Genomic DNA, 26,948 nt, shown 5'->3' on the forward strand with positions numbered 1-26,948 from the left:
GTGAGTTAATACCTTAATTTGTAGAATTTATAATAGTATGGTTCATAATTTAATGTAGACCATATATAATTTTTTTTAATTCAAGGGGGTATAAGGGTATGATAAAAAATAAAATGGCTAGACTTGTAGGCAGTGCTATGGCTGCAGCATTAATGTTTTCAGCTATCTCTCCAGCAATAGAAGCAAGTGCTAAGGAAATAAATACAGGTGAAAAAACTGCTGCAACTCAAGAATATAATCAACAATTAGCATATGCTATAGAAGAGATAAAAGTTGTAGTTAATTATTTGGATAATAAGGATTTAGCTAATCCAGACAACCGCGAATATGTACTTGCATTTGCAACATCTGCTGTAGAAAGAATTAGAGGTATGGAAAGTAATGATCATGTTAAATTTATTAACGAAACTGCTGAACAACTTAGAATAGCAATAGATTTATCAGATAGACTTTACGGGGAAATGAAAAATATAAAAGAAGCTTTTGATAATGATTATAGTAAAGATCATAAAGAAACAGTGTTAGGATACTTAAATGGAACATTATCAGATATTGTACACTCTGAATATAAAAACTACATAAATAAAACAACATTAAATAATGCAAATAAATTTTTACATGAATATGCTGATAAGCTTACTGCTAAAGATGTAAGTGAGGAAGTATCAAATATTGACCAAGAACAATTAAAATATGCTATAGAGGAAATGAGAATAGCAATAGATATAATGGATAACAAAAACCTTATAGATAGAGATAATTACGATAGAATGGTTATATTTGCTAACACAGCAGTAGAAAGAATAAAAGATATGGATCCAGAAAATGAATACGTAAAAGATATAAATAGATTAGCAGGCGAAATTTCAACACTTGATAATACTATATTAAGAAGATTAATGACTGATGTAGATGGTGTCAAAAATGCTACAGAAGATACTAAAGAAGATTGGATAAATGCATTAAATGAGTCTATAACTTATGGAAGACAAAATAATTTATTAAACTATGAAACTGCTTTTGCTGCAACTGAAGTATTACATACTGCAGCTGGAATAAAATAAAGTTAATACATGTACAAAACTTAACTGTAAATCCATTGTAAAAATCATGAATTTAAATGAAATAAAAAAATCAATATATATGATGCAAAGAAACTAGCAACGGAAAAGGAATACCTAAAAATCTTACTGAGATTTTATTTTCAAAAAAATGCTATGATAAAACTAAATCAAACGTTTTATCATAGCATCTTTTTAAGGGTTCTATTAACTTCGGCTAAATTTATAATAATATTTTGTATTATTAGCTACTTATTTGTGTTCCTCCTTCATTGTGTCAACTAATTGTGGATTTTTTAAAATCTCTAATGCTGTCATTGCTAGTGTTTTAGCACTATTTATTAACATATTAAAAGCATATGGTTTTATAGATGAAGCTAAAAACTCTTTAGTGTGAACATCTTCATTATTTTCTACGAATTTTATCATTGGGTGAAGTGATGGAATTATATGACTTACATCTCCCATATCAGTTGAACCTCCACATAGTTGTTTTTGATTATCTACTATTCCAAACTCATTCATTTTGCTTTTGAATATCTCTGCTAAAGTTTTATTTCTTTTTAAACCTAAACAAACACGTTCAAACTTATTGTATTCTAATTTACATCCTGTTGCTAATGCTGCTGCTTTTGCACAATTTATAACTTTTTCAGTTACTTCATTGTAGTAATCTGTTTCTGTTGATCTTATTTCATATCTTATTTTACATCTATCAGGTATAGAATTTACAACATCTCCACCTTCTAGTATTATTCCATGTATTCTAGTTCCATCTTTTAATTGTTGTCTCAACATACTTATATTATTGTAAAAACATACTACTGCATCTAAGGCATTTATGCCTTCATATGGTTTAGCTCCTGCATGACTTGTTTTTCCTATAAAAGTAAAATCATAACCTCCGATTGTTGTAACCATAGGTTCAATACATGTATCAGCAAAAGGATGAACCATCATAGCTAGATCATAATTGCCAAATACACCTTTTTCTATTAAGTAAGGCTTTCCTTCTCCTATTTCTTCTGCTGGTGTGCCTATTATACTAATTTCACCATTATATTTTTTTAGAGCTTCTGCTATTCCTATTCCTGCTGCTATACTTGTTGCGCCTATTAAGTGGTGTCCGCAAGCATGACCATAAGGTAGTGCATCATATTCTGCGCATAAGGCTATTTTCGGGCCATCGCCATTTTTTATTGTCCCTTTAAAGGCAGTTTCCATACCTGCTAGATTTTCTTCTACCTCAAAACCTTTTTCTCTTAAGAAATTTCCTAACTTTTTACTTGATTCATATTCTTGCATTGCAACTTCTGGATTATTGTATATATCTATACTCAAGTCTATTATTTCTTCTCTTATGGACTCTATTTTAAGTAATATCTTTTCCTTCATAATATATCCTCCTTGTATTTATTTTTAATTGCTGGGTAAAAATAAATTATATAAAAAAAGAAATAATCATATTCATTTCCTTTTTCATATAATCTATATTTATATTATTAAAGTTTATATTTAGAGTATCTTAATACGAATTATTAAGATACTCTTATTTTATACTTTATTTAAATTCATAATTATAGCCAGCTTCAAAAGCTTCTAAATTTTTAGAATTAAATTTTCCCTTGCCTAAATTTTCAAAGTACTCACACATACCATCTTCAAATTCTAACTTTGTAAATATGCCTAGTTTTTTAATCATCGCACCTAACATGCATATGTTAGCAGCTCTTTCGTTATTTATTCCTTGAGCAATTTCAGTAACAGGAACTAGTATTACATTTACATCATCTCTATATATTTTATCTTTGTCTACTAAAGAGCTATTAACAAACATATACCCATCTTTTTTCATCAATGGTTCATATTTGTTTACAGAAACACTATTCATTCCTAATAATATGGTTGGGTTTTTCACAACTGGACTAGCTATTTTTTCGTCACTTATTACAACATTACAGTTTGCACTTCCACCTCTCATTTCGTTACCATAAGAAGGGAACCATGTAAGTTGTTTTTTTTCCTTATATGCTACATATATTAATATTTTTCCTGCTGTTAGAACCCCTTGTCCTCCAAAACCAGCACAAATTATTTCATTTAACATATTATTTTACCTCCTTATCTATAAATTCACCTAGTGGATAGTTTGGAATTAAATCATCCTCTATTCTCTTCATTGCATTTATTGGACTTAGACCCCAATTTGTAGGACAAGGAACAAGTACTTCTACTAAACAGAATCCTTGATTTTCTCTTTGTTTTTCCAATGCTTTTTTTATATATTTCTTAGTTTTATTAATTTCTTTAGGATTAGTAATTGTACATCTAGCAAGATATGCTATATCTAAATTTCCCATAGTTTTTACCACATCTATTGTAGCTCCATGATCTTCAAAATTTCTGCCATATGGAGTTGATGCAGTTTTTTGACCAGGTATTGTTGTTGGAGCCATTTGTCCACCAGTCATTGCAAATAATCCATTGTTCATTACAAAGAATGCTACGTTTTCATTTCTTATTGCTGCAGACATTGTTTCTCCAAGCCCTATGGCATACGCTCCGCCATCTCCAGCTATTGTAAATATATACTTGTCTGGTCTTACTCTCTTCATTGCTGTCATTGCAGCTCCCATTTTCCCGTGAGGAGGAACTACAACATCCACATTCATACTAAATTGGAACATATGATTGCATCCTATATCAGAGCATATTATTGTATCCTGACAAATGTCCATTTCTGTAAGTACTTCTCCAAGTATTCTGTCAAATAAGGAGTGACCACATCCTCCACAAAACATATTTTCCTTCATCATAATTGCAGGTGCTTTTTTAGCCATAGTTAAAATACCTCCTCTACAGTTGCTTTTCCATCAACAATATTTTTTGCATAATCCACCAATTGATTTACTTCCGGCATATATTGTGCTGTTGCAGCTGAATATACTGGATATCTATTTTCACAAGCTATGATAACGTCTTCCTTCATTTGAGACATCATATTCATTTCAACAGTTACTAATCCTTTTAAAGTTTCTGGTAGTCTTTTGAACGCTTTTCTTGGGTAAGGCCATAGAGTTTTCGGTCTTATTAATCCGAGTTTTAATCCTTGTTTTCTACCTTCCCTTACTGCTCCTTCTGCTACTCTAGATGATATTCCATATGCTACAAATACTACATCTGCATCTTCTATTGATATATCTTCCCATCTTTGCTCTTCTTCTTGTATTTTGCGCATTTTTTCTATATAACCTTTTTGCCATGTATCTTGATCTTCAAAATAAGTTATATCTGTTATAACCTTATTTTTTTGTCCAACTGGAGTTCCTTTACATGCCCAAGGTGCTTGATCTTTGTCATACTCCTTCATTGGCGGTGCTATACAAGGCTCAATCATTTGTCCTATAGTTGCATCAGATAATAATAGTACTGGATGCATATATTTCTCAGCCAATTCAAATGATTCATAGGCCATATCCATATTTTCTTGAACACTATTTGGTGCTAAAACTATTAAATGATAATCGCCATTTCCACCACCTTTAACAGCTTGCCAGTAGTTATCTTGTCCTGCTCCTATAAACCCATCACCTATACCATATCTTTGAACACAAGCTACTACTGCTGGTAATCCTGCCGATACCCAATAAGCTATACCTTCTTGTTTTAGTGAAAATCCTGGTCCTGATGAAGAAGTCATTGCTCTTGCTCCAAGAGCACACGCTCCCATAACCATATTTACACTGGCAATTTCAGATTCTCCTTGAACAAATACTCCACCTACTTCTTTTTGTCTCCATGACATCATTTCCAATATTTCTGTTTGTGGAGTTATTGGATATCCTGCATAAAATCTACATCCTCCACGAATCGCTCCTTCTGCTAAGGCTTCATTTCCCTTTATTAATAAAGTTTCCATGTTTTTTCCCCCTTATAGTCTTTATAATATTTCAAATACTAGATCTGGACACATTGTATAACAAGCTCCACATTGAACGCATTTTTCTTCGTCAACTTGTACTGTTACAAATCCTTTTTTATTTGTGTAATTTGAAAGACTAATAGCTTCTTTTTTACAAGCATCCATGCATAAATAACAACCTTTACATCTTTCAACTTCTAATTTTACTTTTGACATTAGATAAATCTCCCTTCAGATATTTTCATTTTTAGAACATTGTTCTATTTTTATTCCATGCAAAACCCTATTTTTATTTTACTTGTAGAAAGTTATAGAATTTTGCATTAACTCTCAGTCTATTCTGCTACCGATGTATTTTCAGCCTGTCTATTTCTTTTTTTCTTAAGATTTAATATATACAAACAAGATAGTATCCCAACTACTAAAATAGCTATTTGGAAGATAAACGTATAAGTATATCCTTTGTTTCCATATGTATCAATCCAGTACCCTATTAACGTAAATTGAAATACATCTGGTGAAAAACCTAATGCTGCAGCTATTCCTATTGTAGTTGCTGAATATCTAACAGGTACATCAACTTCTTCTTGAACTGCATAATAAATACCTTTTCCCATATATCCCAAAAGACCTACTATAAATGTTAATGCTATAAATAACATCATAGGTGTTGATGATGGCAATACTAAAAATAGAACTATAGTTACTATTCCTAGAACATAAATTGGTAAAAGAACTTTAGTTGGAGACTTTAACTTATCAGCACAAAATCCACCAAATGGAGCTCCAAATAATTTAAGCCCATGTTGTCTTATTATTGCTAATCCACCAGAAAGTGCTACTGATCCTCCAAGCACTGATGTTACATAAGGAGTAAAGTAAGACATTGTAACTGTAAATGAATATACACAGAATATACTTATTCCAACTAACCAAGTATTTGGTGATTTTAAAACTATCATAAAATCTTTCATTGCCATCTTTTCTGAATCATTATCTTTTATATCTTCTGCCTCTACATCTTTAATTACATACCATAATATTGGACACATAACAAAAGATAAGATTCCTAGAGATATCATAACCCATTTCATACCTAAAGCAGGAACTCCAATTTTTGTGTATATATACAAGAAAACTGCTCCCATAATTACACCTGATACTCCAACCATTGCCTCGTTAAATCCATAAACTTTACCTTGATTTTCTTTTCCTATAACTCTAAGAATTTTTACCATTGAAGGATAATTCATTACTAATGAAGTAATTGCACATCCAATCCAAGTTACTATGGCAAATTTATAGTTCATATTATAAGCAAAAGCTATAGATACAACTCCATTTAGAAAAACTGATCCTAGTATTATCTTTCTATAATCAAATCTATCTGCTAACCAGCCACCTACCGGTGCACCAAATATATTACCCAATCCATAAATCGTTAACAATAATCCAAGTTGTGTATTTGTACATTGCAAGGCTTCTAAAATTGGATCATATAGTGTATATTGAATAAATGGTATGATATACACTACTTCCCAACAAATTGCAATTACTGTTAATTGAAATATTAACTTACTGAAACCCGTACTCTTAGCCTTTTCTCCCATATAAATTTCTCTCCTTTACACTTGTTCACATGCATAATTAAGTTCTTTCTTCAACACATTGGATAATATCTTTATTCCCTCAACTATTTGAGCTTCTGGCATTGTAGTATAGTTAAGTCTCATAGTATTTTTAGGGCCATTATTCGCAAAGAAAGATTCTCCTGAAACATATGCAACGCCAGCTTCTATAGCTTTATCTAATAATTCATCTACATTAATTTCATCTGGTAATTCTAACCATATAAACATTCCACCATCTGGTTTTGTATATTTTATTTCCTCTGGGAAATATTGTTTTATTGTATCTAACATTAATAAACATCTTTTCTTATACTCAGCTCTTATCTTTTCTATATGTTTATTTAAGTCATATTTCTTTAAAAATTCTATTACTTGAACTTGTGAAAATTGATTTGATTGTAAGTCTATACCTTGTTTTAAAAGTTCTGCTTTATCTATAATTTCTTTATCACCGCACATCCATGCTACCCTAAATCCTGGACATAATACTTTTGAAAAAGACCCTAGATATAATACTTTATCCTTAGTATCTAAAGACTTAAGCGTAGGAAGTGCTTCTTCTGTAAACCTTATTTCTCCATAAGGATTATCTTCTATTACTACTACATCATCATATTTGTTTATAACATTCATAAAATCTTTTCTTCTTTGTAGCGACCAAGTTTTTCCTGTTGGATTCTGAAATGTTGGTATTACGTATATTATTTTTATTTTAGAATTTTCTGATAATATTTTATCTAAATCTTCTGTTACCATTCCTTCTTCATCTGTATCTACCCCTAAAAAATCACATTCATAAGGTCTAAATGCATTTATTGCTCCTAAGTAACTTGGATTTTCTGTAACTACTATGTCTCCTTTATCTAATAATACCATTGCACTAACTGCTATTCCTTGTTGTGAACCAGTTGTAATTATTATATTTTCTGGTTTAGTGTCAATATTTTCTTCTTCCTTCATTCTCTTTGTTAATAGCTCTAATAATTCATTTTCACCTTTTGTTGGTCCATATGCTAAAGCAAATTTTCCTCTTTCTTTAAGTACTTTTTCTGTAACTTCACTTATTTCTTTTAATGGAAATAAATTTGGGTCAGGAAGTCCTGCTGCGAAAGATATAACACTTCCTCCACTTGCTACTTTTGCAGCTATTTTTTTTTGTGAATCTCTTATAGCTGAAGGCTTAACCATACTCATTCTTTGTGCATATTTCATAATATATCCCCCTTTTTAACTTTTTTATTGAGATGCTAAACAAGCAAGTGCAATAGAATTAACTTTTATTTCTGCAGTATCAGATCTTGATCCTAAAATTATAGGATTTGTTGCTCCTAAAACTATACCTGCCCATTTTGCATTATTAAATCTTAACCAAGACTTTCCTAAGGCATTTCCTGTTTCTATGTTTGGAAATACTAACAAGTCCACATTTCCTGCTATTTTACTGTCAATTCCTTTATGCTTAGCAGCTTGTTCATCAAAAGCAACATCAAAAGCTATAGGTCCTTCTGCTATGCATTGTGGAATCTCTCCTCCCCTCACCATTTTTACTAGTTCAAATGCATCCATTGTAGATTGAACTTTTGGGTCTACCATTTCATTTGCTGTTAATATGGCTGTTTTAGGATTTTTAATTCCCATACTAGACATACTTAGTAATGCATTGGTCATTATGTCTTTTTTTTGTTTTAAATATGGCGCCACATTTATACCACTATCTGTGCAGTATAATAATTTGTGATATTGCGGTAACTCATATACAGCCAATAAACTTAATAATCTACCTGTTCTTAGTCCATCTTCCTTATTTAGTATGGCTCTTAAATACGTACTTGTATTAACTAGGCCTTTCATAAGAACTTTTGCTTTCTTAGTTTTAACTAATTCTACAGCTTTTTTTACTGATTCTTCTGGAGAGTCACAGTTTACAACTTCATATCCTTCCAAACAAATATTTCTAGCTATTAAATCAATTTTGTTTTTGTCTCCTACTAATATTGGTTTAACAAATCCTAAATCAACAGCATATTTTATTGCTTTTAAAACTGCTTCATCTTCAGCTGCAGCCACACTTATAGTTACTCTTTCAATACTTTTGGCTTGATTTAATAAATCATCAAAGTTTCTTATCATATTGCCCCCTTAAACCTATTTATAGACTTTTTCTTTTTCTTCTTTTTTTAATACTCGAAGCACACCTAATACTAATGCTTCCATTTCCATTTCTCCTGGAACTATCTCAACAGGAGCTAAATACGATACTCTTTTTATTACCTCTTCAGTTACATGTTTTGAATAAGCTATTCCACCTGTTAAAATTATTCTATCTACTTTTCCATAAAGTGAAGCTCCATACATGCTTATTTCCTTGGCAATTTGATATATAAAAGCATCCATAATTAACTCTGCTTTCTTATCACCATTTTTAATTCTTTCTTGTATTTCAATAATATCTTTTGTTCCTAAATAATCGTACATTCCACCTGTACTACTTACTTTGGTAACCATCTCTTCTTTTGTGTATTTTCCACAGTAACATAACTCTATTAAAGGATAAGCTAACAACCCTCCACTTCTCTCCGGTGAAAAAGGACCATCAGATCTCCCCCCACTACCATCAATCATTTTTCCATTTTTGTGAGCTACTATTGATATTCCCGAACCTAAGTGAGCTACTATAAAGTTAAACTCTTCGTATTTTCCACCTAGCTTTTCTGCTATTTTTCTAGATACAGCCTTATGATTTAGTGCATGTAGCCAACTTGATTTTTCTATATCTGATATTCCTGTTATTCTAGAAACCTCATCAAATTCATCTACAGATACTGGGTCAACTACAAATGATGAAACTCCTATTTCATCACCTATATTTTTTGCTAAAACTGAGCCTAAATTTGAAGCATGCTCTCCATTTACTTCATTTCTTAAATCTTCAATCATTTTATCATTAACTCTATAAGTTCCACCTTCAATAGGTTTCATTAATCCACCTCTACCAACTGTTGCATCTATTGAATTTAGTTTAATTTTTTCTTCATCTAAAACATTTAATATTAAGGATTTTCTATATTCATACTCATCAAAAACTTTCTTGTAATCTTTCAAATCTCTTCTCGTATGTACTATACTCTTTTTCAGTATTTCCTTTTTATCATCAAAGACTGATATCTTTGTTGATGTTCCTCCTGGATTAATAGCTAAAATTCTCATTTATTCCTCCTCTAAAAACTCCATCACGGTTCTACTTGCCAGAACATAGTTCTATTTATTAAAAACAAAAAATTTATATTTAGCGGTAATATCTATTTTAATTCATATTTGCTTGCTCTTTTTTGTATACAATTGCTGTTTCCAAGTCATCCTCAATCTTTACTATTTTTATTTTCATTGCTATCATCGCCAAGGATACAAAAGGATTTATTAAGTTTAAAAACGCAAATGGCGCATATGCAAATGCACTTACTCCTAAAGTTCCTGATGCATAAGCTCCACATGATGTCCATGGTATCAATACAGATGTTAAGGTACCACTATCTTCTAAGGCTCTTGATAGCATCTTAGGGTGTAGTCCTCTTTTTTCAAATTCCATTTTATACATTCTTCCAGGTAATACTATTGATAAATATTGCTCTCCTGCAATAGCATTAGTTAGTGCACATGTTATCATTGTACAAGCAACAGTACCAAATGTGCCTTTTGCTAATTTTAATAAAGAGGTAGCTATTACTTCTAGCATGCCTGTTTTTTCTAAAATACCTCCCAAAGATAAAGCACAAAGTATTAATGAAACTGTACTCATCATACTCATTAAGCCTCCCTTTGATAAAAGTTCATCTACAGAAGCTATTCCCGTTGTTGATATGTATCCATTTTGTGCTACGTCCATAATCTCTCCTAAAGAAGCCCCTTGGAACACTACAGCAAATATAACTCCTATTAATGCTCCTCCAACTAATCCTGGAATTGCAGGTATTTTAAAAATCACTAACGATATTACAAAAAGTGGTGCTAATAAAAGTATTGGTGATAATGTGTTGTATGTTGATTCTAATGTAGATCTGATTAAATTGATTTGTGTCATGTCTAAATTTTGTGCCGAATATTTAAATCCAATTACTCCATATATTATGATGCAAATTATTAATGAAGGAATTGTAGAGTATAACATGAATTTAATATGAGTAAATAAATCTGTTCCTGCCATAGCTGGTGCTAAATTTGTTGTTTCTGATAAAGGAGATAGTTTATCTCCAAAATAAGCTCCAGATATTATTGCTCCAGCTACCAAACCTGCTGGCATACCTAAACTTTGACCTATTCCTAATAAGGCCACTCCAACAGTACCCATTGTACTCCATGATGATCCTGTTGATAGGGAAATTATAGAGCAAGTAATTAATGTAGCTACTAAAAATATTTGTGGTGATATCATCTTTAGTCCCCAGTAAACCATACAGGGAACAACTCCACTAATAATCCAGGTTCCTATTAATATACCTATTAGCAAAGTGATTAGAATAGCTTGCATAGCCATTTTTATAGTTTCAAACATACTCTCTTCTATATATTTCCATGGGTATTTAAGCCTTAATGTAGCTATTAAACCTGCAACTATTGCTGTTATTATTAATGGAATATGGGGTGTACCCCCAAGTTTAAATATGGTTATAAATAAAAAACACACTAAAAATATGATAGGAATTAACGCTTCTACTAAGGTGGCTTTTCTTCCTTCACTTTTTTTCATTCTTAAACTCCTCCAGTATTTTATATAATAAAATCATAATGTTCTATTCTTTAGAACGATGTTCTATTTATATTTTAATAATATCACCATTTTTTACCAATTTCAACTTTATTTTCAAATTATTTAAAATATTTTGTCAAAATAAAAAAACCAAAAGAATTAATCTAAATTCTTTTGGCTATTTATTGTTTTATTGATAAACTATACAATTTTCTACTGTAATAAGTTAGATATTTTTTTAGCAGTTTCAATTACTCTTTTTACTTTGTAATTAAAATCACCATTTTTCATTCTTATAGTTGGCCCTGATAAACTTATTGCAGCAATAGCTTTATTATCTCTATCTAATATAGGTGCTCCAATACAAGTCAATCCATGTTCTAGCTCTTCATTATCTATTGCATATCCATCTTGTCTTATTTTTTCTAGTACATATAACATATCATCCCAGTTTTCTATTGTTGTATCTGTATACTTTTTTATTTTTAAATCTTTAAATGATTTAAAATTTATATCATTAAATGCCATTAGACATTTTCCTACAGAAGAGCAGTAGCATTCACAACTTGAGCCAACTGTTGGATTTACAGATTGAAGCTGATTAGAACCACATTCTTTATGAATAACAATACTTCTAGGACAATCATCTGATTTTTCTTCCAAAATAGAAACATTGACAACTTCATTAAATTCCATATTTAACTCTCTAGTATAGGGTTTTACAATTTCTTTTATTGACATTTTTTCGCCTACAACCATACCCATGGCATATAATTTTGCTCCTAGCCAATATTTTCCGTTATCCTGATTTTGATTAATAAACCCTTTATTCTCCAAAGTATATAACGTTCTATGTATTGTACTTTTGTACACGCCTAATTCTTTGCTAATTTCAGTTACTCCCATTTCTCTTTTTTTGTGGTATAAAAGTATAAGAATGTCTAAAGCACGATCTAAAGAATTAATTATATCACTCATCCATATATTCTCCTAACTATTTACTATAATTATTTGCATTATAACATAATTATAGTAAATTATTCCATTTTGTTAAACAAAATAAAAAATTCTCCAATTATAAAAATTAAAACTGTTATATAATTTGAGAATTTTTCCCATAATCCTAGTATGACGATTAATATAAGGAGGAATTCTCTTGTTTAAAATTTTAAAGAAGTTAAAATTTATTATTGTATCAACAAGTTTAATTTTAATAATAATCGGTGTAGTATCTTATGCTGATTTATTTCCACATAAAAAATCAAATAGCTTACCTTCTTCCACTAAAGTAAAAGAAAATATTATGGATAACAATTATACAGAAGGCTCAACTAAATATGAAACTTCACAAAAGACTACAAACATCTTACTTTTGGATGATAAGTCAGACTCCATGGTAGTGGCATCACTTGACCCAACCAATAAGGATATAAAATTAACAGAAGTTGCAAATACAGGTTATTTTGATAGAAGTAATATGGATAATTTATTAGATACTGTTGAGAAAAATCTAAATATAAATTTAGATAAGTTTTTACAAGTTGATACATCTAAATTAATGAATGTAATTTCAATCTTGGGTGATATATCTGTTAATATTAAGGCAGAAGATTTAAACCTTATTAACAATTTAATTCCAAAATTTTATTCCAAGCTACAAGGTGAGAATAAAGGTGAGATGAAATTAACAACATCTCCAGGTGTTCAAAATATAAATGAATACCAAACATTGGCTTATATTAGTGTGATCTCAAAAGATAGCAATAGGCAAAAAGATGCTCTTCTTGCTTTAGCTAAAAATATGAAAGATTTAGGTTTTAATAAATACCTTGAAATTTATAATAAAATGAAACCTTATGTGGAAACAAATTTAACTATTCCTGATATGCTAAAACTTGCATCAACTGAATATGAGTTTAGATAGTGTAAAGCCGGCTTTTAAGTCGGTTTTTTTGTTTTTGGGATAAAATAGTGATTTAGTAGTTTATCAATATGATATAATTATTTATTATTGATAAGGAGGCTTACTTTGGCAAAAAAACAAAAGAATTTTAACTTAAAAACTATTACTGTGGTATTACTTTTACTGCTTATAGGCATACCTTGTATTACTTTCTGGGCTTTGCAAAATAATAAAAATTCAAGGACAGATAATTCATCTACTGAAAATACTTCAAACAATATTACAAATATTTTATTGCTTGGAACTGATGGTAGACATAAGGAAGAAGCCTTTAGATCAGACTGCATGATTATTGCCACACTTGACATGAAAAACAAGAGTATAAAACTTACATCATTAGCTCGTGATACTTATGTTGATATACCTGGATATGGAAAGGGTAAACTTAATGAGGCTTATTTCTGGGGAAAACAAGATTTGCTATTTAAAACAATAAAAAATAACTTTGGAATTGAGCTATATAAATACATACAAGTAGATTTTGATAATTTAATGAATATCATATTTATCTTAGGTGGAGTTGAGGTAAATGTGGATGGGCATGAATTGAAAGCTGTAAATAATTTAATTCCTGCTTCTTATGAAAGTTGTACTTATGAAAATAAGGGTTCTATGAAACTTTTGGATTCAGCTGGTGTGCAAAAGCTTAATGGATACCAAGCTATTGCTTATACTAGAATAAGATATTCAGACAATGCTATCAACAGAGATTCTAGACAACGAGAAGTTCTTATGTCAGCCCTTAGAGATATAAAAAATAAAGCTACATCAACTCAGGACAAAACTCTTAATGACTTAGCTCCATACTACTCAACAAATATTACATCTTCAGAAATTTTCAGTTTGGCTGCTAACGCCTACTCTTCTGGGGCTATTAACAATGTTAAACAGGGGCAATTCCCTATTATAGATAATGTTCATGTTAAAGGTGGCACTTACAAAGATGCTGGATGGGTATGGCTTTATGATTTAAATTCTGTCAGTGTTTTAAAAGATTTTATTTTTAAAGATATAGATATGAAAGATAATGATTATTTAAAAGATAATAGTAAAATTGAACTTAATTATTAGAGAAATAATAAAATAAAAAGATAGTTTAAGTAAAAAAGGATCTGTACAGATCCTTTTTTAGCGTGATATTTTTCCTACTCCATTGTACATTAAATTCTCCACCTCTTCTACAGAAATTAAGTTGGCATCTCCATGAATACTATGTTTTAAAACTGAAGCAGTAGTTGCAAACTCACATGTATATTCTGGCTCTTTATTATTTATAATAGAATAAATTATTCCTGCAGTTAAGCTATCTCCACCACCAATTCTATCGATTATATCGTCAATTGTTATAACTGAAGATGAGAATAAACACCCATTTGTATAGTAATTACATTGTAAATTGTTTACGGATGAAGATATTATATTTCTCATGGAAGAAAACATATACTTAATATTCGGATAAGTTTTACTTATTTCATCATAATAGTATTTTAATTTTTCGTGTTTATCTTCTAAATCACTATTCATTAATAGAATATTTTCAGCGTCGAGTATTCCCGCTGATAATAAATTTACATAAGGCAATATTTCTAAAGTGGCTTTTCTAGCCTCTTCCAAACTCCATAATTTTGCCCTGTAGTTTGAGTCATAACTAACCATTATATTATTTTTCTTACAGTGTTCTAATATTTTCATAGTTAATTTTCTAAGGTCATTAGAAAGAGCTAAAGTTATACCAGAAAAATGAAAAACGTCTACTTCTTCTAAAGCTTTTTCTATATGTAAATCATCTACTTTCATGTTTGCAAAGGCAGAATCAGCTCTATCATAAATAACCTTAGATGCTCTGTTTCCACTACCTACTTGTAAAAAGTATATTCCCGTTCTTTTATCACTTTTATTTATAAAATTTGTATCCACACTGTGACTACTTAAGTAGTTTGTAATACTTTTTCCTATATCATCATTGGAAACACACGTTAACATTCTAGTATCTACTCCGTAGTTAGATAAAGAAACTAAAACATTAGCTTCTCCTCCACCATAATTAGCATTAAAGCTATTACACTGTGTTATCATTTGTCCTTTATTTGTAGATAATCTAAGCATTATCTCTCCAAATCCTGCAACCCTCATATTACTTACCTCTAACTTCATTTAATTTAGAAATATAACTTTCGCAAATTGATGTTATTTCTTCAAACCTTCCTTCTTCACCAAGGCTGTTTAGTTCTCCACCAATTCCCACTGCATCAACTCCAGCTTTTATCCATGAATCTAAATTATCTAAATTAACTCCACCTGTTACCATTATGTTGGCATAAGGTAATGGTCCTTTTATTGCCTTTATATATCCTTGTCCAAAAGCACTTCCTGGGAATAATTTCACAAAATCCACGCCTACTTCATGAGCTTCTATCACTTCATTTATAGTCATTACACCTGGAATATATGGAACTTTATATCTGTTACATATTTTTGCTGTTTCTGCAGAAAATCCTGGCGATACTATATATTTTGCCCCAGCAAGCATGGCAGCTCTTGCAGTTTCTGAGTCAAGTACTGTTCCTGCTCCTATTATTACATCCTCTTCTCCTTCAAACGCTTCACTTAGAGCCTTTATTATATCGTTTGCAAATTTGTTAGTATAAGTTACTTCTATGGCTTTAACTCCACCTTTTATACAAGCTTTTGATATCTCAACTCCAACTTCTTTTGAGTTTCCTCTAACTACTGCCACTACACCACAGTGTGCTAATGCTTTTAATGTATTTATTTTAATCATTTTATTTCCCCCAAAATTCAGTTTTTTATATACAAATAACTCATTTCAATTAAGATTTCCGCTTTATACTTAATTGAAATGAGTTTCTTTATAAGTTATTTAGCTCTCTCTTAATAGAATAAATTTACTATGAATGTAGAGAACACTGGTATATATGTTATTAAAAGTAAGTTTAATATTAATAAACCATAAAATGGTAGTGCCTCTTTAATAAATGCCTTTGTTTTACACTTGGTAATACCACATGTGACGAACATCAGAGTTCCCATTGGTGGTGAAATGGCACCTATGGCATTGTTAAATATGTAAATCATAGCAAATTGTATTTCATTAATCCCATAAGCTGCAGCAACTGGTGCAAGCAATGGAACTAAAATTATCATAGATGCATTTCCTTCTATAAACATACCTACTATTAATAAGAATAAGTTAACTAATATTAAAAATAAATATTTGTTATCTATTACTGTAACCATCCATTCAGTTAATTGTTGAGGTATTCTTTCTTTTGTTAATATCCATGAAAATACACTGGCAGCTCCAACTATTAGCATTATTGATGCTGTAGTTGTAACAGTTTCTTTTAATCCCACTACCATATCTTTTATTTTTATTTCTCTATATATCAATCCTAAAACTAAAGCATATATTATTGCTATTGATCCTGCTTCCGTTGCAGTAAATGCTCCCACACGAATACCACCTATTATTAATATTGGTAAACATAATGGTAATATTGCTGGCTTTAAAACTTTTGTAAATTCTTGTCTTGTTATTTTTTCTGTTCTTATGGGTACGTACCCTCTTTTTTTAGATATTACTGCAACTAATAACATCATACTTACACAAAGAAGTGCTCCTATACCTATACCTGACATGAACAGTTGTCCTATAGAAACATTAGCTATACATCCATAAAGAATCATTGCTATTCCTGGAGGTATTAATGGTGTTATCATAGAAGAACATGCTGTAACAACTGTTGAGAAAGAGTTAGAAAAACCTTTTCTTTCCATTTCTGGAACTATCATTTTTGACTGCATTGCTGCATCTGCTATATTTGATCCTGAAAGTCCACCCATTAAAGTAGATAATAAAACATTTACTTGAGCAAGACCACCAGACATTCTACCTGTTATTACTTCACAGAAATCCATTATTCTTTTAGTTACACCAGTATAGTTCATAAATATACCAGCACAGATGAAAAATGGTATTGCTAGTAATGATATACTTTCTACTCCTGTAATTGCTTGTTGTGCATATACTATTGGATTTGCATATGGATCAAGTAAGAAATACATTGCAGATCCACCTAATACAGATATGTATACAGGTACTTTCATGAATAATAACACTAACATTACTATTGCTGCTAAAACAATTCCTGAACTCATTAAATAGCCACCCCTTCTTCATTAATTTCTTCTTCGTTCTTATTTATATATTTAGAAGTAAAGTAACTTACTATCATTAATAAGTATGATACTGGTGCTATACCGTATATTAATGTATAAGGTATTTTCAGCATACTTGTAGCTCTTTCGCTACTTACGAATACTCCCACGAATCTTATACTTTGAACAAATAAGTAAGATATCACAAATAAAACAACTAAATCAACTATTATTCCTATTACCTTTTGCACAGGTTTTGGGAACATTTCAACAACCATTTCTATTGCAACATGATTTCCTGTTCTAAATGCCGCTCCACCTGCACCAAATACTATCCAAACCATACAGAATAATTGTACTTCTTCCAACCAAGTAAATGGTTTTCCTATGACATATCTCATCACAACTCCAGAAGATGTAAGGCCAACAAGTACAATTAAAGCTACTACGGCTACAAAAATATCTAAGTTTTTAACTATTTTTAGAAATGTATTATCCTTTTTCACTTTATTCACCTCTTAATTTTTATAGATTACTCTGCTCCCATAGCTTTTCTAACTGTATCATATAGACCCTTTGACCATCCAAATTTCTCTTCTAATTTATAGAAAGGCTCTGCAGCTTTTTTAAATTCAGCTTTTGTTTTTTCAGTTAAGTCAGTTACAGTTACACCTTGATCTTTCATTTGTTGAAGATATTCAGCTTCTGCATCTGCTTGTAAACCATTGTTGTAAAGTCCTGCTTCTTCTCCTGTTGAAACTAATAAGTCTTGTTGTTCTTTAGTTAAACTGTTGAAGAAATCTGCACTACATACCCATGTAGTAAAGTTTTTAACGTGACCATCTAATAATAAATATTTTGCAACTTCGTGTAATTTTCTTCCATACAAAGTAGCTATTGGGTTTTCTGCTCCATCTATAGCTTTTGTTTGTAATGATTGATAAACTTCACCTAAGTCCATACCTGTAGATGTTGCACCTAAAGTATCAAAACCTATTGATTGTATTTCATTACCTGGAACACGTATCTTTAATCCTTTTAAGTCCTCTGGCTTTTCAACTTTTTTTGTAGTTAAAGTATGTCTGTCTCCGTACATCCAGTTAGAAGCAAGTATTTTCAAACCTTTTTCTTCTAATAAACTACTTTCCTTTTTGTACCAATCACTTTCAATTAAAGTCCAACATTGCTCCCAATTATCAAATAAGAAAGGTCCAAATAATATTCCCATGTCTTTTACTCCATAGTCAGCATAAAATGCTCCATCTGCCAATGTTATTACTGGTTCACCGATAAGCATTGTATCTATAAGCTCACTCTTTGAACCTAATTGGCTATCTGGGAATAGCTCAATTTTTAAACTTCCATCACCTTTTTCTGCTACTAACTCTTGCCATTTTTCTAAGGCTTGTCCTATTGGCTCACTTATTGAGTTTTCAAAACCTATTTGTACTGTCATAGGATTTTCTTTTGACGGGGCAGGACGTTCATATTTTGAACAGCCTGCTAAACTTGTCATTCCTAGTGTTGCTGATAAAATAACTGCTAATAATTTTTTAATTTTCATCAGTATCTTCCCCCTATTTTATAAAGTCTAGAATTCTATTAGCACCTTTAACATTGAAGCTCCGTTGTTTGCAAAATCTTCAAATGCTTTTCCTGCCTCTTCAAACTTGTATGTATTAGTAACAATCTTGTCTAAATCAAATTTTCCTTCTTTAACTATATCTATTAACTCTAAGAAATCTTTTTTAAGAGCATTTCTTGATCCAAAAACATTTAGTTCTTTCTTTTGTATAAGTGTAAAATTAAAATCTAAATTTTGTTTTCCGACTCCGATTAATACTACTCTTGCCCCAAATGCTGCAGCATCTATACAATTTTGGAATGTTGATGGAAGACCAACTGCTTCTATAGTAACGTCGAATCCGTTTCCATTTGTAATCTTATTTACTTGTTTTTCAAAACTTTCAGTACTTTCATTTAATATCATACCATCTAATTGAAATTCTTTGTACGCATATTCTAGTTTTTGTTTAGCAACATCGCTTATATAAACTTTTGCGCCTAATGCTTTTGCTGCTACTGCTGCAAGAACACCTATTGTACCAGCTCCCATTACTAATACTGTATCCCCATTTTTAACATTCGCTCTTGATACACCGTGGTAACTTATGCAAAATGGTTCAATCAATGCTAATGTTTTTGGAGAAAGACCTTTTCCGTCATATACTCTTTCAATTGGCATTGTTATATATTCACAGAATGCGCCGTCTCTTTGGCAGCCCATTGTTTCATTAGTTGTACAACAGTTTACTAAACCTTTTTCACATGAATAGCATGTAGTACAGTTAAAGTATGGGTTACAAGTAATAATCATTCCTTTTTCTAATCCTCTATCATTCTCTCCTATTTCAACTATTTCAGCAGAAAATTCATGGCCTGGTATTCTTGGGTAAGAAGAATAAGCAAAAGTTCCTTTGTAAGTTCCTAAATCACTTCCACATATTCCTCCATAAAGTAATTTTAAAAGAACTTCACCATCTTTTACTTTTGGCTTTTCTATTTCTTTTATTTCTACTTTACCTGGCTTATTGATTAATATACTTTTCATTCTCAATCATTCCCCTTCGTTCGTATTCAGTATTGTATTTTACATTGTATTTAATGTTGTATACATCATAGCATGGTCGTGAAAACGATGTCAACACTTTTTATTTTTTATTCTTTTAATTTGACTATTGTTATCATAGGTGATATTCTTATCTATAACTTACAAATTAATATTATATAAGGAGGTCCAATGGCAAAACTAAGTCTTAAACAACAAGCTTATAATTCCATTAAAGATAAGATCTTAAAATGTGAATATATGCCTAATTCTTTCTTAAATGAAGATTTGCTATGTGAAGAATTTAAAGTTAGTAGAACTCCAATAAGAGATGCATTAAGTAGATTAGAACAAGAACATTTAATTAAAATACTACCTAAAAAAGGTTTCTTTGTTGCTCCTCTTTCTATTGGAGAAATCAACTTAACCTTTGAAACTAGAACACTTCTAGAAACTTATGCCATAAGCAATCATTGTTCTAATCTTAATAGTGATACTATAGATTCATTATATGAAAATATTAAAGAGGCTAAAGAATGTATTAAAAATAATAATCAGGAAGAGCTTTTCAGGCTAGACGATGAGTTTCATAGAATTATTTTAAATCAATGTAACAACTATTATTTAATTGATACTTATAGTAGAGTTCATAATCAAAACTGTCGTCTAAGGGTACTTAGTGGATTATATGATGATAAACGTCTTTCTTCTACTATAGATGAACATATGGAAATACTAGCTTTCCTAGCTAAAGGTGATGTAACTTCTGCACAAGAAGCTATGAAAGTTCACTTAAATAATGCAAAGAGTTCTTCTTTCCAAGCATTTATAGACGGTAACTCTTCACTTTAAAATGTTAATCTATGATAATATTCATAGATTAACATTTTTTATTTTCCATATGATTAATTTTCCATATAATTTTAAAGTTTTTTTATTTATTTTCATTTTGTTGTATACAACAAGAAATACATCTGTTATTATAAAGATAATTAAGTTTGGGAGGTAATGTTTGACATGAAAAAAATAAATGAAACAATAGAGAAAAGATATAATAAATATCCAGAAAAAATACTTCAATTTGGTGAAGGTAACTTTTTAAGAGCTTTTACTGATTGGATGATAAATAAAGGCAACAAAGAAAACGTTTATCAGGGTAGTATAGTATTATGCCAGCCTATCGCTCCTGGTTTAGCAAACCTTATAAATGATCAAGAAGGTTTATACACTCTTGCCATGAGAGGAATAGAAAATGGTCAGGCTGTAGAAAAAATAGAACAAATCACATCTGTATCTAGATGTATAAATCCATATGAAGATTACAATGCTTTATTGGATATAGCTAGAAGTGCTGATTTAGAAGTAGTAATATCTAACACTACAGAAGCAGGAATTTCTTATAAAGAAGGAGACAAATTAACTGACACTCCTCCATCTTCTTTTCCTGCAAAAATAACTGCTCTTCTTTTTGAAAGGTACAAAGCATTTAATGGTGCTGGTGACAAAGGTTTATTATTCTTACCAGTTGAGTTAATTGATAACAACGGCGCAGAACTTAAAAGAATAGTTCTTCAATATGCAAACGAATGGAAACTTGGTGAAGAATTTGTAAACTGGATAGAAACTGCTAACGAGTTTACCTCTACTTTAGTAGATAGAATAGTTACAGGATACCCAAAGGATCAAATAGATTATTTTGAAGAAAAATTAGGATACAAGGACAACTTAATAGTAACTAGTGAATTGTTCAATTTATGGGTAATTGAAGGAAAGAAAGAATGGTCTGAAATACTTCCAATTCACAAAACTGATGCTAATGTTATTTGGACTGAAGATGTTACTCCATATAAAAAGAGAAAAGTTAGAATCTTAAACGGTGCTCATACTTCTACTGTTTTGGCTGCTTATTTAGGTGGGCATGATATAGTTCTTGATTTTATGAATGACGAAATTTTCAAAAGCTACTTAAATAAATTAATGTTTAATGAGATAATACCTACACTAGATCTTCCTAAAGAAGAATTAGAATCTTTTGCTTGTGATGTAATAGATAGATTTGCTAATCCATACATAAAACATAGATTATTAGATATATCATTAAACTCCGCATCTAAATTTAATGCAAGATGTCTTCCATCTTTACTTGAATATATAGAGGAAAAAAATGAAATTCCAACACATTTAACATTCTCTTTAGCTGCATTTATGAAGTTCTACCAAGGTAAATTAATTGAAGGACAATATATGGGCGCTAGATTTGACGGTACTACTTATGCTATAAAAGACGACGCTGATGTTATAGCATTCTTTGCAAATACTTGGGCAAAAGGTAGTGCTGCTGATGTTGCTCATGACGTATTATCTAACACTGCTTTATGGAGCGGAAAAGATCTATCTGAAGTTGCTGGACTTGAGAATGCTGTTACTAAACATTTAATAAATATGGAAACTACTAATATGAAAGACTTAGTTGCTTCTTTATAAAAATGAATGGGGAGAATTATTATGAAGGAAAATAAGAATTTAATCATAATATCACAAAATGATAATGTAGCTGTTGCTCTTGCTGACTTAAAAGCAAAGGAAACTTACACTGTAAACAATATGAATGTCACTCTTTTAGAAGACATTCCCTTTGGTCACAAAGTTGCTTTATGTGATATAAATGAAAAAGACAATATAATAAAATATGGCCATCCAATAGGTCATGCAAAATGCAATATTTCTAAAGGAAATCATATACATACTCATAATCTAAAAACAAATTTAGATGGAGTTTTAGATTATAAATACAATAAAAACGAAGAAATTTTAGCTAAATTCAACAATAATAATAAAGAAGCTTTCTTTGATGGATATGTTAGATCCAATGGTAAAGTAGGTATTCGTAATGAAGTTTGGATAATCCCTACTGTTGGATGTGTTAACACTACAGCTAAAATATTAGAAAAAAAAGCAAATAAAAAATTTGGTGACAAGATAGACGGTGTATTTTCATATACTCACAATATGGGTTGCAGTCAGTTAGGGGATGACCACGCTACAACCCAACAAATTTTAAAAGGTTTAATCAACAACCCTAATGCAGGAGCTGTTCTTGTACTTAGTCTTGGTTGTGAAAACAACAACTTAGATGAATTTAAACCTGTACTTGGTAACTACGACGAAAATAGAGTTAAATTCTTAGTTACTCAAGATGTGGAAGATGAATATGAAGCAGCTATGGAAATTTTAGATGAATTAGTTGATTATGCTTCTTCTATGAAGCGTGAAAAAGTATCTGCTGAGCATTTAGTACTTGGGTTCAAATGTGGTGGATCTGATGCATTTTCTGGAATTACTGCAAACGCTTTATGTGGTTGCATAAACGATACTCTAGTTAACCACGGTGGAAGTACTATTCTTACAGAAGTTCCTGAAATGTTTGGTGCTGAAACAATTTTAATGGAAAGAGCTGTAACAAAAGAAATCTTTGATGATACTGTAAATTTAATAAACGATTTTAAAGGTTATTTTACAAAATATAACCAAACTATATATGAAAATCCATCTCCAGGAAACAAAAAAGGTGGTATCTCTTCTTTAGAGGAAAAATCACTAGGCTGTACTCAAAAGGGAGGTCAGGCTCCTGTTGTTGGTGTGGTAAATTACGGTGAATCTGTTGAAAATAAAGGACTTAATTTACTTATAGGTCCTGGAAATGACCAAGTTTCTTGTACTAACTTAGTTGCAAGTGGTGCTCAAATGGTGCTATTTACAACAGGTCGTGGAAACCCATTTGGTTGCCCAGTTCCTACTGTTAAGATATCTTCTAATAGTAATTTATACAATAAGAAAAAGCATTGGATTGACTACAATGCAGGACAATTACTTGAAGGAAAAACTTTTGATGAAGTTACTAAGGATTTTTTCCAGTATCTACTAGAAGTAGCTTCTGGAAAAGTTCAAACTAGAAATGAAGAATACGGATACAAGGAAATCTCCATATTTAGAGATGGAGTAATTTTATAAATTTCCTTTCACTCAATTATAAAACCGACTCAACTGAGTCGGTTTTCTTTTTATAATAAATCTTTTTAATCTAAATAGATTAATTTGTTATTAATAATTATTTGCTAGATAAATTATCCTTTTCAACCTTTTTAACATCATATTTAGCTATTGATGCTTTTGCAGAGCTTCTATTTGATTGAGATTGCATTTTTAAAACAGAATTAACTACTACCTGTGCTGAATTTTTCAACCACTTAGGATTTATAGTTTCTATTTTATCTCCTTTTGTATGATAATACTGATCTAATTTACCAGATTCATCTAATGTGTATCCTATAAATGTAGACGGTATACCTACTGCTTCAAATGATGCATGATCACTTGATGTACTATGTAAGTCCTTAGTAGTAGACATATCTATACATCCCAATTCACTGGCAACTTTCTTAGCTAAGTCAGTTACTTCATGACTTGTAGATTCATCTGAATTCCACATTACCATATTATTACCTACACCAACCATGTCTAAGTTAATCATAGCTTTAACTTTATTTACTCTTCCAGAATCTTGTAAACTCTTAACATATTCTTTTGAACCAACAAGACCTATTTCTTCAGCACCAAAGTTTACAAACTCAACATTATATTTTAATTGGCTAGCTATTTCCGGTCTAGATAATACTCTTGCAGCTTCTAGAATTGAAACTGTTCCTGAACCATTATCGTTTGCACCTGGAGTTTGGACACAGTCCATATGAGCTCCTATTACTATTGTTTGAGCTGTTCTTGAGTTTTTAGCTGCTGGTAAAGAAGCCACTACGTTGTAAGAATGACTATTTCTTTCTACTAATGTTTTCACTTCCATAGAAACCTTTACAGCTTTTTCATTTGTTAATTTAGCTGCTAATGCTTCTCCATCTGCTTTTGATATGGAAGTGGATGCAGCTCTTTTTGATTGATAATCACCTAAAGTTCCGTTTAAAGGTCCTTCAGCATTATTATAAATAATAACACCTACTGCCCCTTTAGCTGTTGCATTATCTATTTTTTCAGCAAAAGATATCTCTCCTCTTTTTATAAGAGCTACTTTGCCTTTTACATCTCCTATTTGATCAGCTTTTCCTAAACCACAATCTACTAGCTCACCTTCAATTACGCCACTAGTTGAATTAGAATAAGTAAATGTTTTTGAATCTAATTCTTTATCTCCAACTTTTACAGTTGATCCTTCAGACATAAATCCATCTATTCCATTTATTATTTGTTTTCTTGTTTTTAATCCCATATCTTTGTATTGACCTACTATGTAATCTGCTGCATCATGCTCCCCTTCAAATCCAGTAACTCTAGCGTTATCTTTACTTGCCATAGCATCTAAATCTTTCATCATATTTTCTGTACTTACCAAATCTTCATGATCAGTATCTACAGTTTCATATATTGCAGAACCTATTAATTTTATAGTTCTTTCAAGTCTTTCTTTACTTGCATGTTCTGTATGGTCTGTTGGTTTATGATAGTATGGCTCTAAAGCTGTTCTTGGATTATCTAGTTTTTCTGGATCACCATTTATAAATAATGCTGATGGTATACCCGCATTGTCAAAAGAAACGTGATCTGAAGATCCCATGGCAACCAAACCACCATCTTTATATGTTTCATGATTACCATCATAACTTGTAAAGTCAGTAGTATTATCTTTTAGTCTTTCTCCTGCTTCTTTAACTGCATCTGTAACTATATTATCTTTACCTTGGTTTGTATATACTGCTAATTCTGAACATGGTTCATAGTTAGTTGCGACCATATCTAAATTAAAGTTTCCTATGCTTCTTTCTAACTCATCTTTAGTTAATGATTTTACATAAGCTGCAGATCCTTTTAGACCCACTTCTTCTGATCCACAAGCTATAAATCTTATTTCTTTATCTGTATCTAAGTCTTTTATTGCATTTGCTATTTCAATCATAGATGCTACACCAGAAGCATTATCATTTGCTCCAGGAGCTTTTGGAACACTATCATAGTGAGCACTTACATAAACAATATCATCAGTATTGGCACTATCATTTCCTCTTGCAGCTTGTTTTGCAACAACATTCCAAGAAGTAGTAGTTTCCGGTTTCCCAACTTCTAGAGAAATTGTTACTTTTTCCCCTGAACTTAATTTTTCAACTATGGACAATCCTGCTGTTTTTTCTATTCCTACAGCTGGCACAGATACATCCCCAACTTGTCCAGTAGAAATTCCAGATGTATTATTATACATTATAAGAGCCACAGCGCCTGAATTTGCTGCATTTTCAATTTTTTCTACAAAAGTATATGTTCCTCTTTCAACGATAGCTATTTTCCCCTTAACATCTACTTTTGAAAAATCATCCTTACTTCCTAATCCACAGTTTACAACTTCACTATTTATTACACCGTCTGTAGCTTTAGAGTTTATAAATGCTGATGATTCCATTACTTTATCTTCATATTTCAAAGTTGAAGTACCTTTGCCTGAAGCATATTTAAATTCTTGTATCTCTGTGTCATAGCCTAGATTATCAAATTGTTTTTTAATATATTTAGCTGCTTGATACTCCTCGTTTGTACCAGCAATTCTTGGCCCTATGTTATCCGATAACTCTCTAATATAATCAAATGCTCTGTTTCCATCAATCTTACTTAAATATTGTTGTTGCTCTTTACAAATAAGCTTTCCTTCTAAAGCCTTTGTAGTCATTGTAGCATAGGCCATTCCTGGTGCCGTTGACATAATTATCGTTAATGCCAAAGAACTCGATAAAACTTTTTTATTTAATTTAAACAATATTATACCCCCTAATCAATTTATAAAAA

24 protein-coding genes are annotated in these 26,948 nt (G+C 30.9%); 6 read left to right on the forward strand and 18 right to left on the reverse strand.

Annotated features, from left to right (window positions below; genetic code table 11):
- Nucleotides 1-98: 98 nt before the first annotated feature.
- Nucleotides 99-1,064, forward strand: a complete 966-nt coding sequence (locus JW646_RS04470) for a hypothetical protein (RefSeq protein WP_228416743.1) — start codon at nt 99-101, stop codon at nt 1,062-1,064.
- A 249-nt stretch (nt 1,065-1,313) separates the two neighbouring features.
- On the opposite strand, the gene JW646_RS04475 is transcribed toward JW646_RS04470, so the two are convergent.
- The 11 genes from JW646_RS04475 to JW646_RS04525 all read right to left on the reverse strand — a co-directional run bounded on the left by JW646_RS04475 (nt 1,314) and on the right by JW646_RS04525 (nt 12,336).
- Nucleotides 1,314-2,456, reverse strand: coding sequence for a M20 family metallopeptidase (locus JW646_RS04475; RefSeq protein WP_228416744.1), 1,143 nt, complete (start codon nt 2,454-2,456; stop codon nt 1,314-1,316).
- A gap of 166 nt (nt 2,457-2,622) precedes the next feature.
- Nucleotides 2,623-3,168: a 2-oxoacid:acceptor oxidoreductase family protein gene (locus JW646_RS04480; protein WP_148558083.1), complete on the reverse strand. Its 546-nt coding sequence runs from the start codon at nt 3,166-3,168 to the stop codon at nt 2,623-2,625.
- A gap of 1 nt (nt 3,169) precedes the next feature.
- Complete coding sequence (locus JW646_RS04485; RefSeq protein ID WP_148558084.1) at nt 3,170-3,901, reverse strand: thiamine pyrophosphate-dependent enzyme; 732 nt, start codon at nt 3,899-3,901, stop codon at nt 3,170-3,172.
- Between the two features lie 2 nt (nt 3,902-3,903).
- Entirely contained in the window at nt 3,904-4,980 is a 1,077-nt protein-coding gene (gene vorB, locus JW646_RS04490; RefSeq protein WP_228416745.1) for a 3-methyl-2-oxobutanoate dehydrogenase subunit VorB, read from the reverse strand.
- 21 nt (nt 4,981-5,001) lie between these two features.
- Nucleotides 5,002-5,199, reverse strand: coding sequence for a 4Fe-4S binding protein (locus tag JW646_RS04495; RefSeq protein ID WP_228416746.1), 198 nt, complete (start codon nt 5,197-5,199; stop codon nt 5,002-5,004).
- Nucleotides 5,200-5,318: 119 nt separating this feature from the next.
- A complete protein-coding gene (locus tag JW646_RS04500; protein ID WP_228416747.1) occupies nt 5,319-6,593 on the reverse strand; it encodes an MFS transporter in 1,275 nt (424 codons plus the stop codon).
- A gap of 15 nt (nt 6,594-6,608) precedes the next feature.
- On the reverse strand, nt 6,609-7,826 hold the full coding sequence (locus JW646_RS04505; RefSeq protein ID WP_228416748.1) for an aminotransferase-like domain-containing protein: 1,218 nt from the start codon (nt 7,824-7,826) through the stop codon (nt 6,609-6,611).
- Nucleotides 7,827-7,850: 24 nt separating this feature from the next.
- Nucleotides 7,851-8,744 carry a bifunctional enoyl-CoA hydratase/phosphate acetyltransferase gene (locus JW646_RS04510; protein WP_228416749.1) on the reverse strand — a complete coding sequence of 298 codons (894 nt, stop codon included), beginning with the start codon at nt 8,742-8,744 and terminating at the stop codon, nt 7,851-7,853.
- A 15-nt stretch (nt 8,745-8,759) separates the two neighbouring features.
- Nucleotides 8,760-9,821: a butyrate kinase gene (gene buk, locus JW646_RS04515; RefSeq protein ID WP_228416750.1), complete on the reverse strand. Its 1,062-nt coding sequence runs from the start codon at nt 9,819-9,821 to the stop codon at nt 8,760-8,762.
- Between the two features lie 97 nt (nt 9,822-9,918).
- Nucleotides 9,919-11,358 (reverse strand): Na+/H+ antiporter NhaC, encoded by a 1,440-nt coding sequence (nhaC, locus tag JW646_RS04520; RefSeq protein WP_228416751.1) that lies wholly within the window; start codon nt 11,356-11,358, stop codon nt 9,919-9,921.
- Between the two features lie 213 nt (nt 11,359-11,571).
- The gene (locus JW646_RS04525; protein WP_228416752.1) at nt 11,572-12,336 is read right to left on the reverse strand and encodes an IclR family transcriptional regulator; all 765 of its coding nucleotides are present in this window, start codon (nt 12,334-12,336) and stop codon (nt 11,572-11,574) included.
- Nucleotides 12,337-12,514: 178 nt separating this feature from the next.
- Here JW646_RS04525 and JW646_RS04530 point away from each other — a divergent pair, with 178 nt between their 5' ends.
- Entirely contained in the window at nt 12,515-13,282 is a 768-nt protein-coding gene (locus JW646_RS04530) for an LCP family protein (protein ID WP_228416753.1), read from the forward strand.
- Nucleotides 13,283-13,387: 105 nt separating this feature from the next.
- Nucleotides 13,388-14,392 carry an LCP family protein gene (locus tag JW646_RS04535; protein ID WP_228416754.1) on the forward strand — a complete coding sequence of 335 codons (1,005 nt, stop codon included), beginning with the start codon at nt 13,388-13,390 and terminating at the stop codon, nt 14,390-14,392.
- A 57-nt stretch (nt 14,393-14,449) separates the two neighbouring features.
- Here the strand turns inward: JW646_RS04535 and JW646_RS04540 are convergent, their stop codons facing one another.
- The 6 genes from JW646_RS04540 to JW646_RS04565 form a co-directional block, all read right to left on the reverse strand.
- On the reverse strand, nt 14,450-15,475 hold the full coding sequence (locus JW646_RS04540) for a PfkB family carbohydrate kinase (protein WP_228416755.1): 1,026 nt from the start codon (nt 15,473-15,475) through the stop codon (nt 14,450-14,452).
- Nucleotides 15,456-16,103, reverse strand: coding sequence for a bifunctional 2-keto-4-hydroxyglutarate aldolase/2-keto-3-deoxy-6-phosphogluconate aldolase (locus JW646_RS04545; protein ID WP_228416756.1), 648 nt, complete (start codon nt 16,101-16,103; stop codon nt 15,456-15,458). Before JW646_RS04545 ends, JW646_RS04540 begins: the two co-directional genes overlap by 20 nt.
- 110 nt (nt 16,104-16,213) lie before the next feature.
- Nucleotides 16,214-17,500 carry a TRAP transporter large permease gene (locus JW646_RS04550; protein ID WP_228416757.1) on the reverse strand — a complete coding sequence of 429 codons (1,287 nt, stop codon included), beginning with the start codon at nt 17,498-17,500 and terminating at the stop codon, nt 16,214-16,216.
- On the reverse strand, nt 17,500-18,006 hold the full coding sequence (locus JW646_RS04555) for a TRAP transporter small permease (RefSeq protein WP_228106951.1): 507 nt from the start codon (nt 18,004-18,006) through the stop codon (nt 17,500-17,502). The genes JW646_RS04550 and JW646_RS04555 overlap by 1 nt, the downstream gene beginning before the upstream one ends.
- Nucleotides 18,007-18,032: 26 nt before the next feature.
- Entirely contained in the window at nt 18,033-19,064 is a 1,032-nt protein-coding gene (locus JW646_RS04560) for a C4-dicarboxylate TRAP transporter substrate-binding protein (RefSeq protein ID WP_228416758.1), read from the reverse strand.
- A 27-nt stretch (nt 19,065-19,091) separates the two neighbouring features.
- Complete coding sequence (locus JW646_RS04565) at nt 19,092-20,111, reverse strand: zinc-binding alcohol dehydrogenase family protein (RefSeq protein ID WP_228416759.1); 1,020 nt, start codon at nt 20,109-20,111, stop codon at nt 19,092-19,094.
- A 189-nt stretch (nt 20,112-20,300) separates the two neighbouring features.
- Here JW646_RS04565 and JW646_RS04570 point away from each other — a divergent pair, with 189 nt between their 5' ends.
- The 3 genes from JW646_RS04570 to JW646_RS04580 all read left to right on the forward strand — a co-directional run bounded on the left by JW646_RS04570 (nt 20,301) and on the right by JW646_RS04580 (nt 24,119).
- Nucleotides 20,301-20,960: a GntR family transcriptional regulator gene (locus JW646_RS04570; RefSeq protein ID WP_148558100.1), complete on the forward strand. Its 660-nt coding sequence runs from the start codon at nt 20,301-20,303 to the stop codon at nt 20,958-20,960.
- A 165-nt stretch (nt 20,961-21,125) separates the two neighbouring features.
- Nucleotides 21,126-22,592, forward strand: coding sequence for a tagaturonate reductase (locus tag JW646_RS04575; protein WP_228416760.1), 1,467 nt, complete (start codon nt 21,126-21,128; stop codon nt 22,590-22,592).
- A gap of 21 nt (nt 22,593-22,613) precedes the next feature.
- Complete coding sequence (locus tag JW646_RS04580; protein ID WP_148558102.1) at nt 22,614-24,119, forward strand: UxaA family hydrolase; 1,506 nt, start codon at nt 22,614-22,616, stop codon at nt 24,117-24,119.
- 97 nt (nt 24,120-24,216) lie between these two features.
- Here the strand turns inward: JW646_RS04580 and JW646_RS20200 are convergent, their stop codons facing one another.
- Nucleotides 24,217-26,919 carry a DUF4910 domain-containing protein gene (locus JW646_RS20200; RefSeq protein WP_272491858.1) on the reverse strand — a complete coding sequence of 901 codons (2,703 nt, stop codon included), beginning with the start codon at nt 26,917-26,919 and terminating at the stop codon, nt 24,217-24,219.
- Between the last annotated feature and the right edge of the window lie 29 nt (nt 26,920-26,948).

Source organism: Terrisporobacter hibernicus (assembly GCF_020809405.1).
GTDB lineage: Bacteria > Bacillota > Clostridia > Peptostreptococcales > Peptostreptococcaceae > Terrisporobacter > Terrisporobacter petrolearius.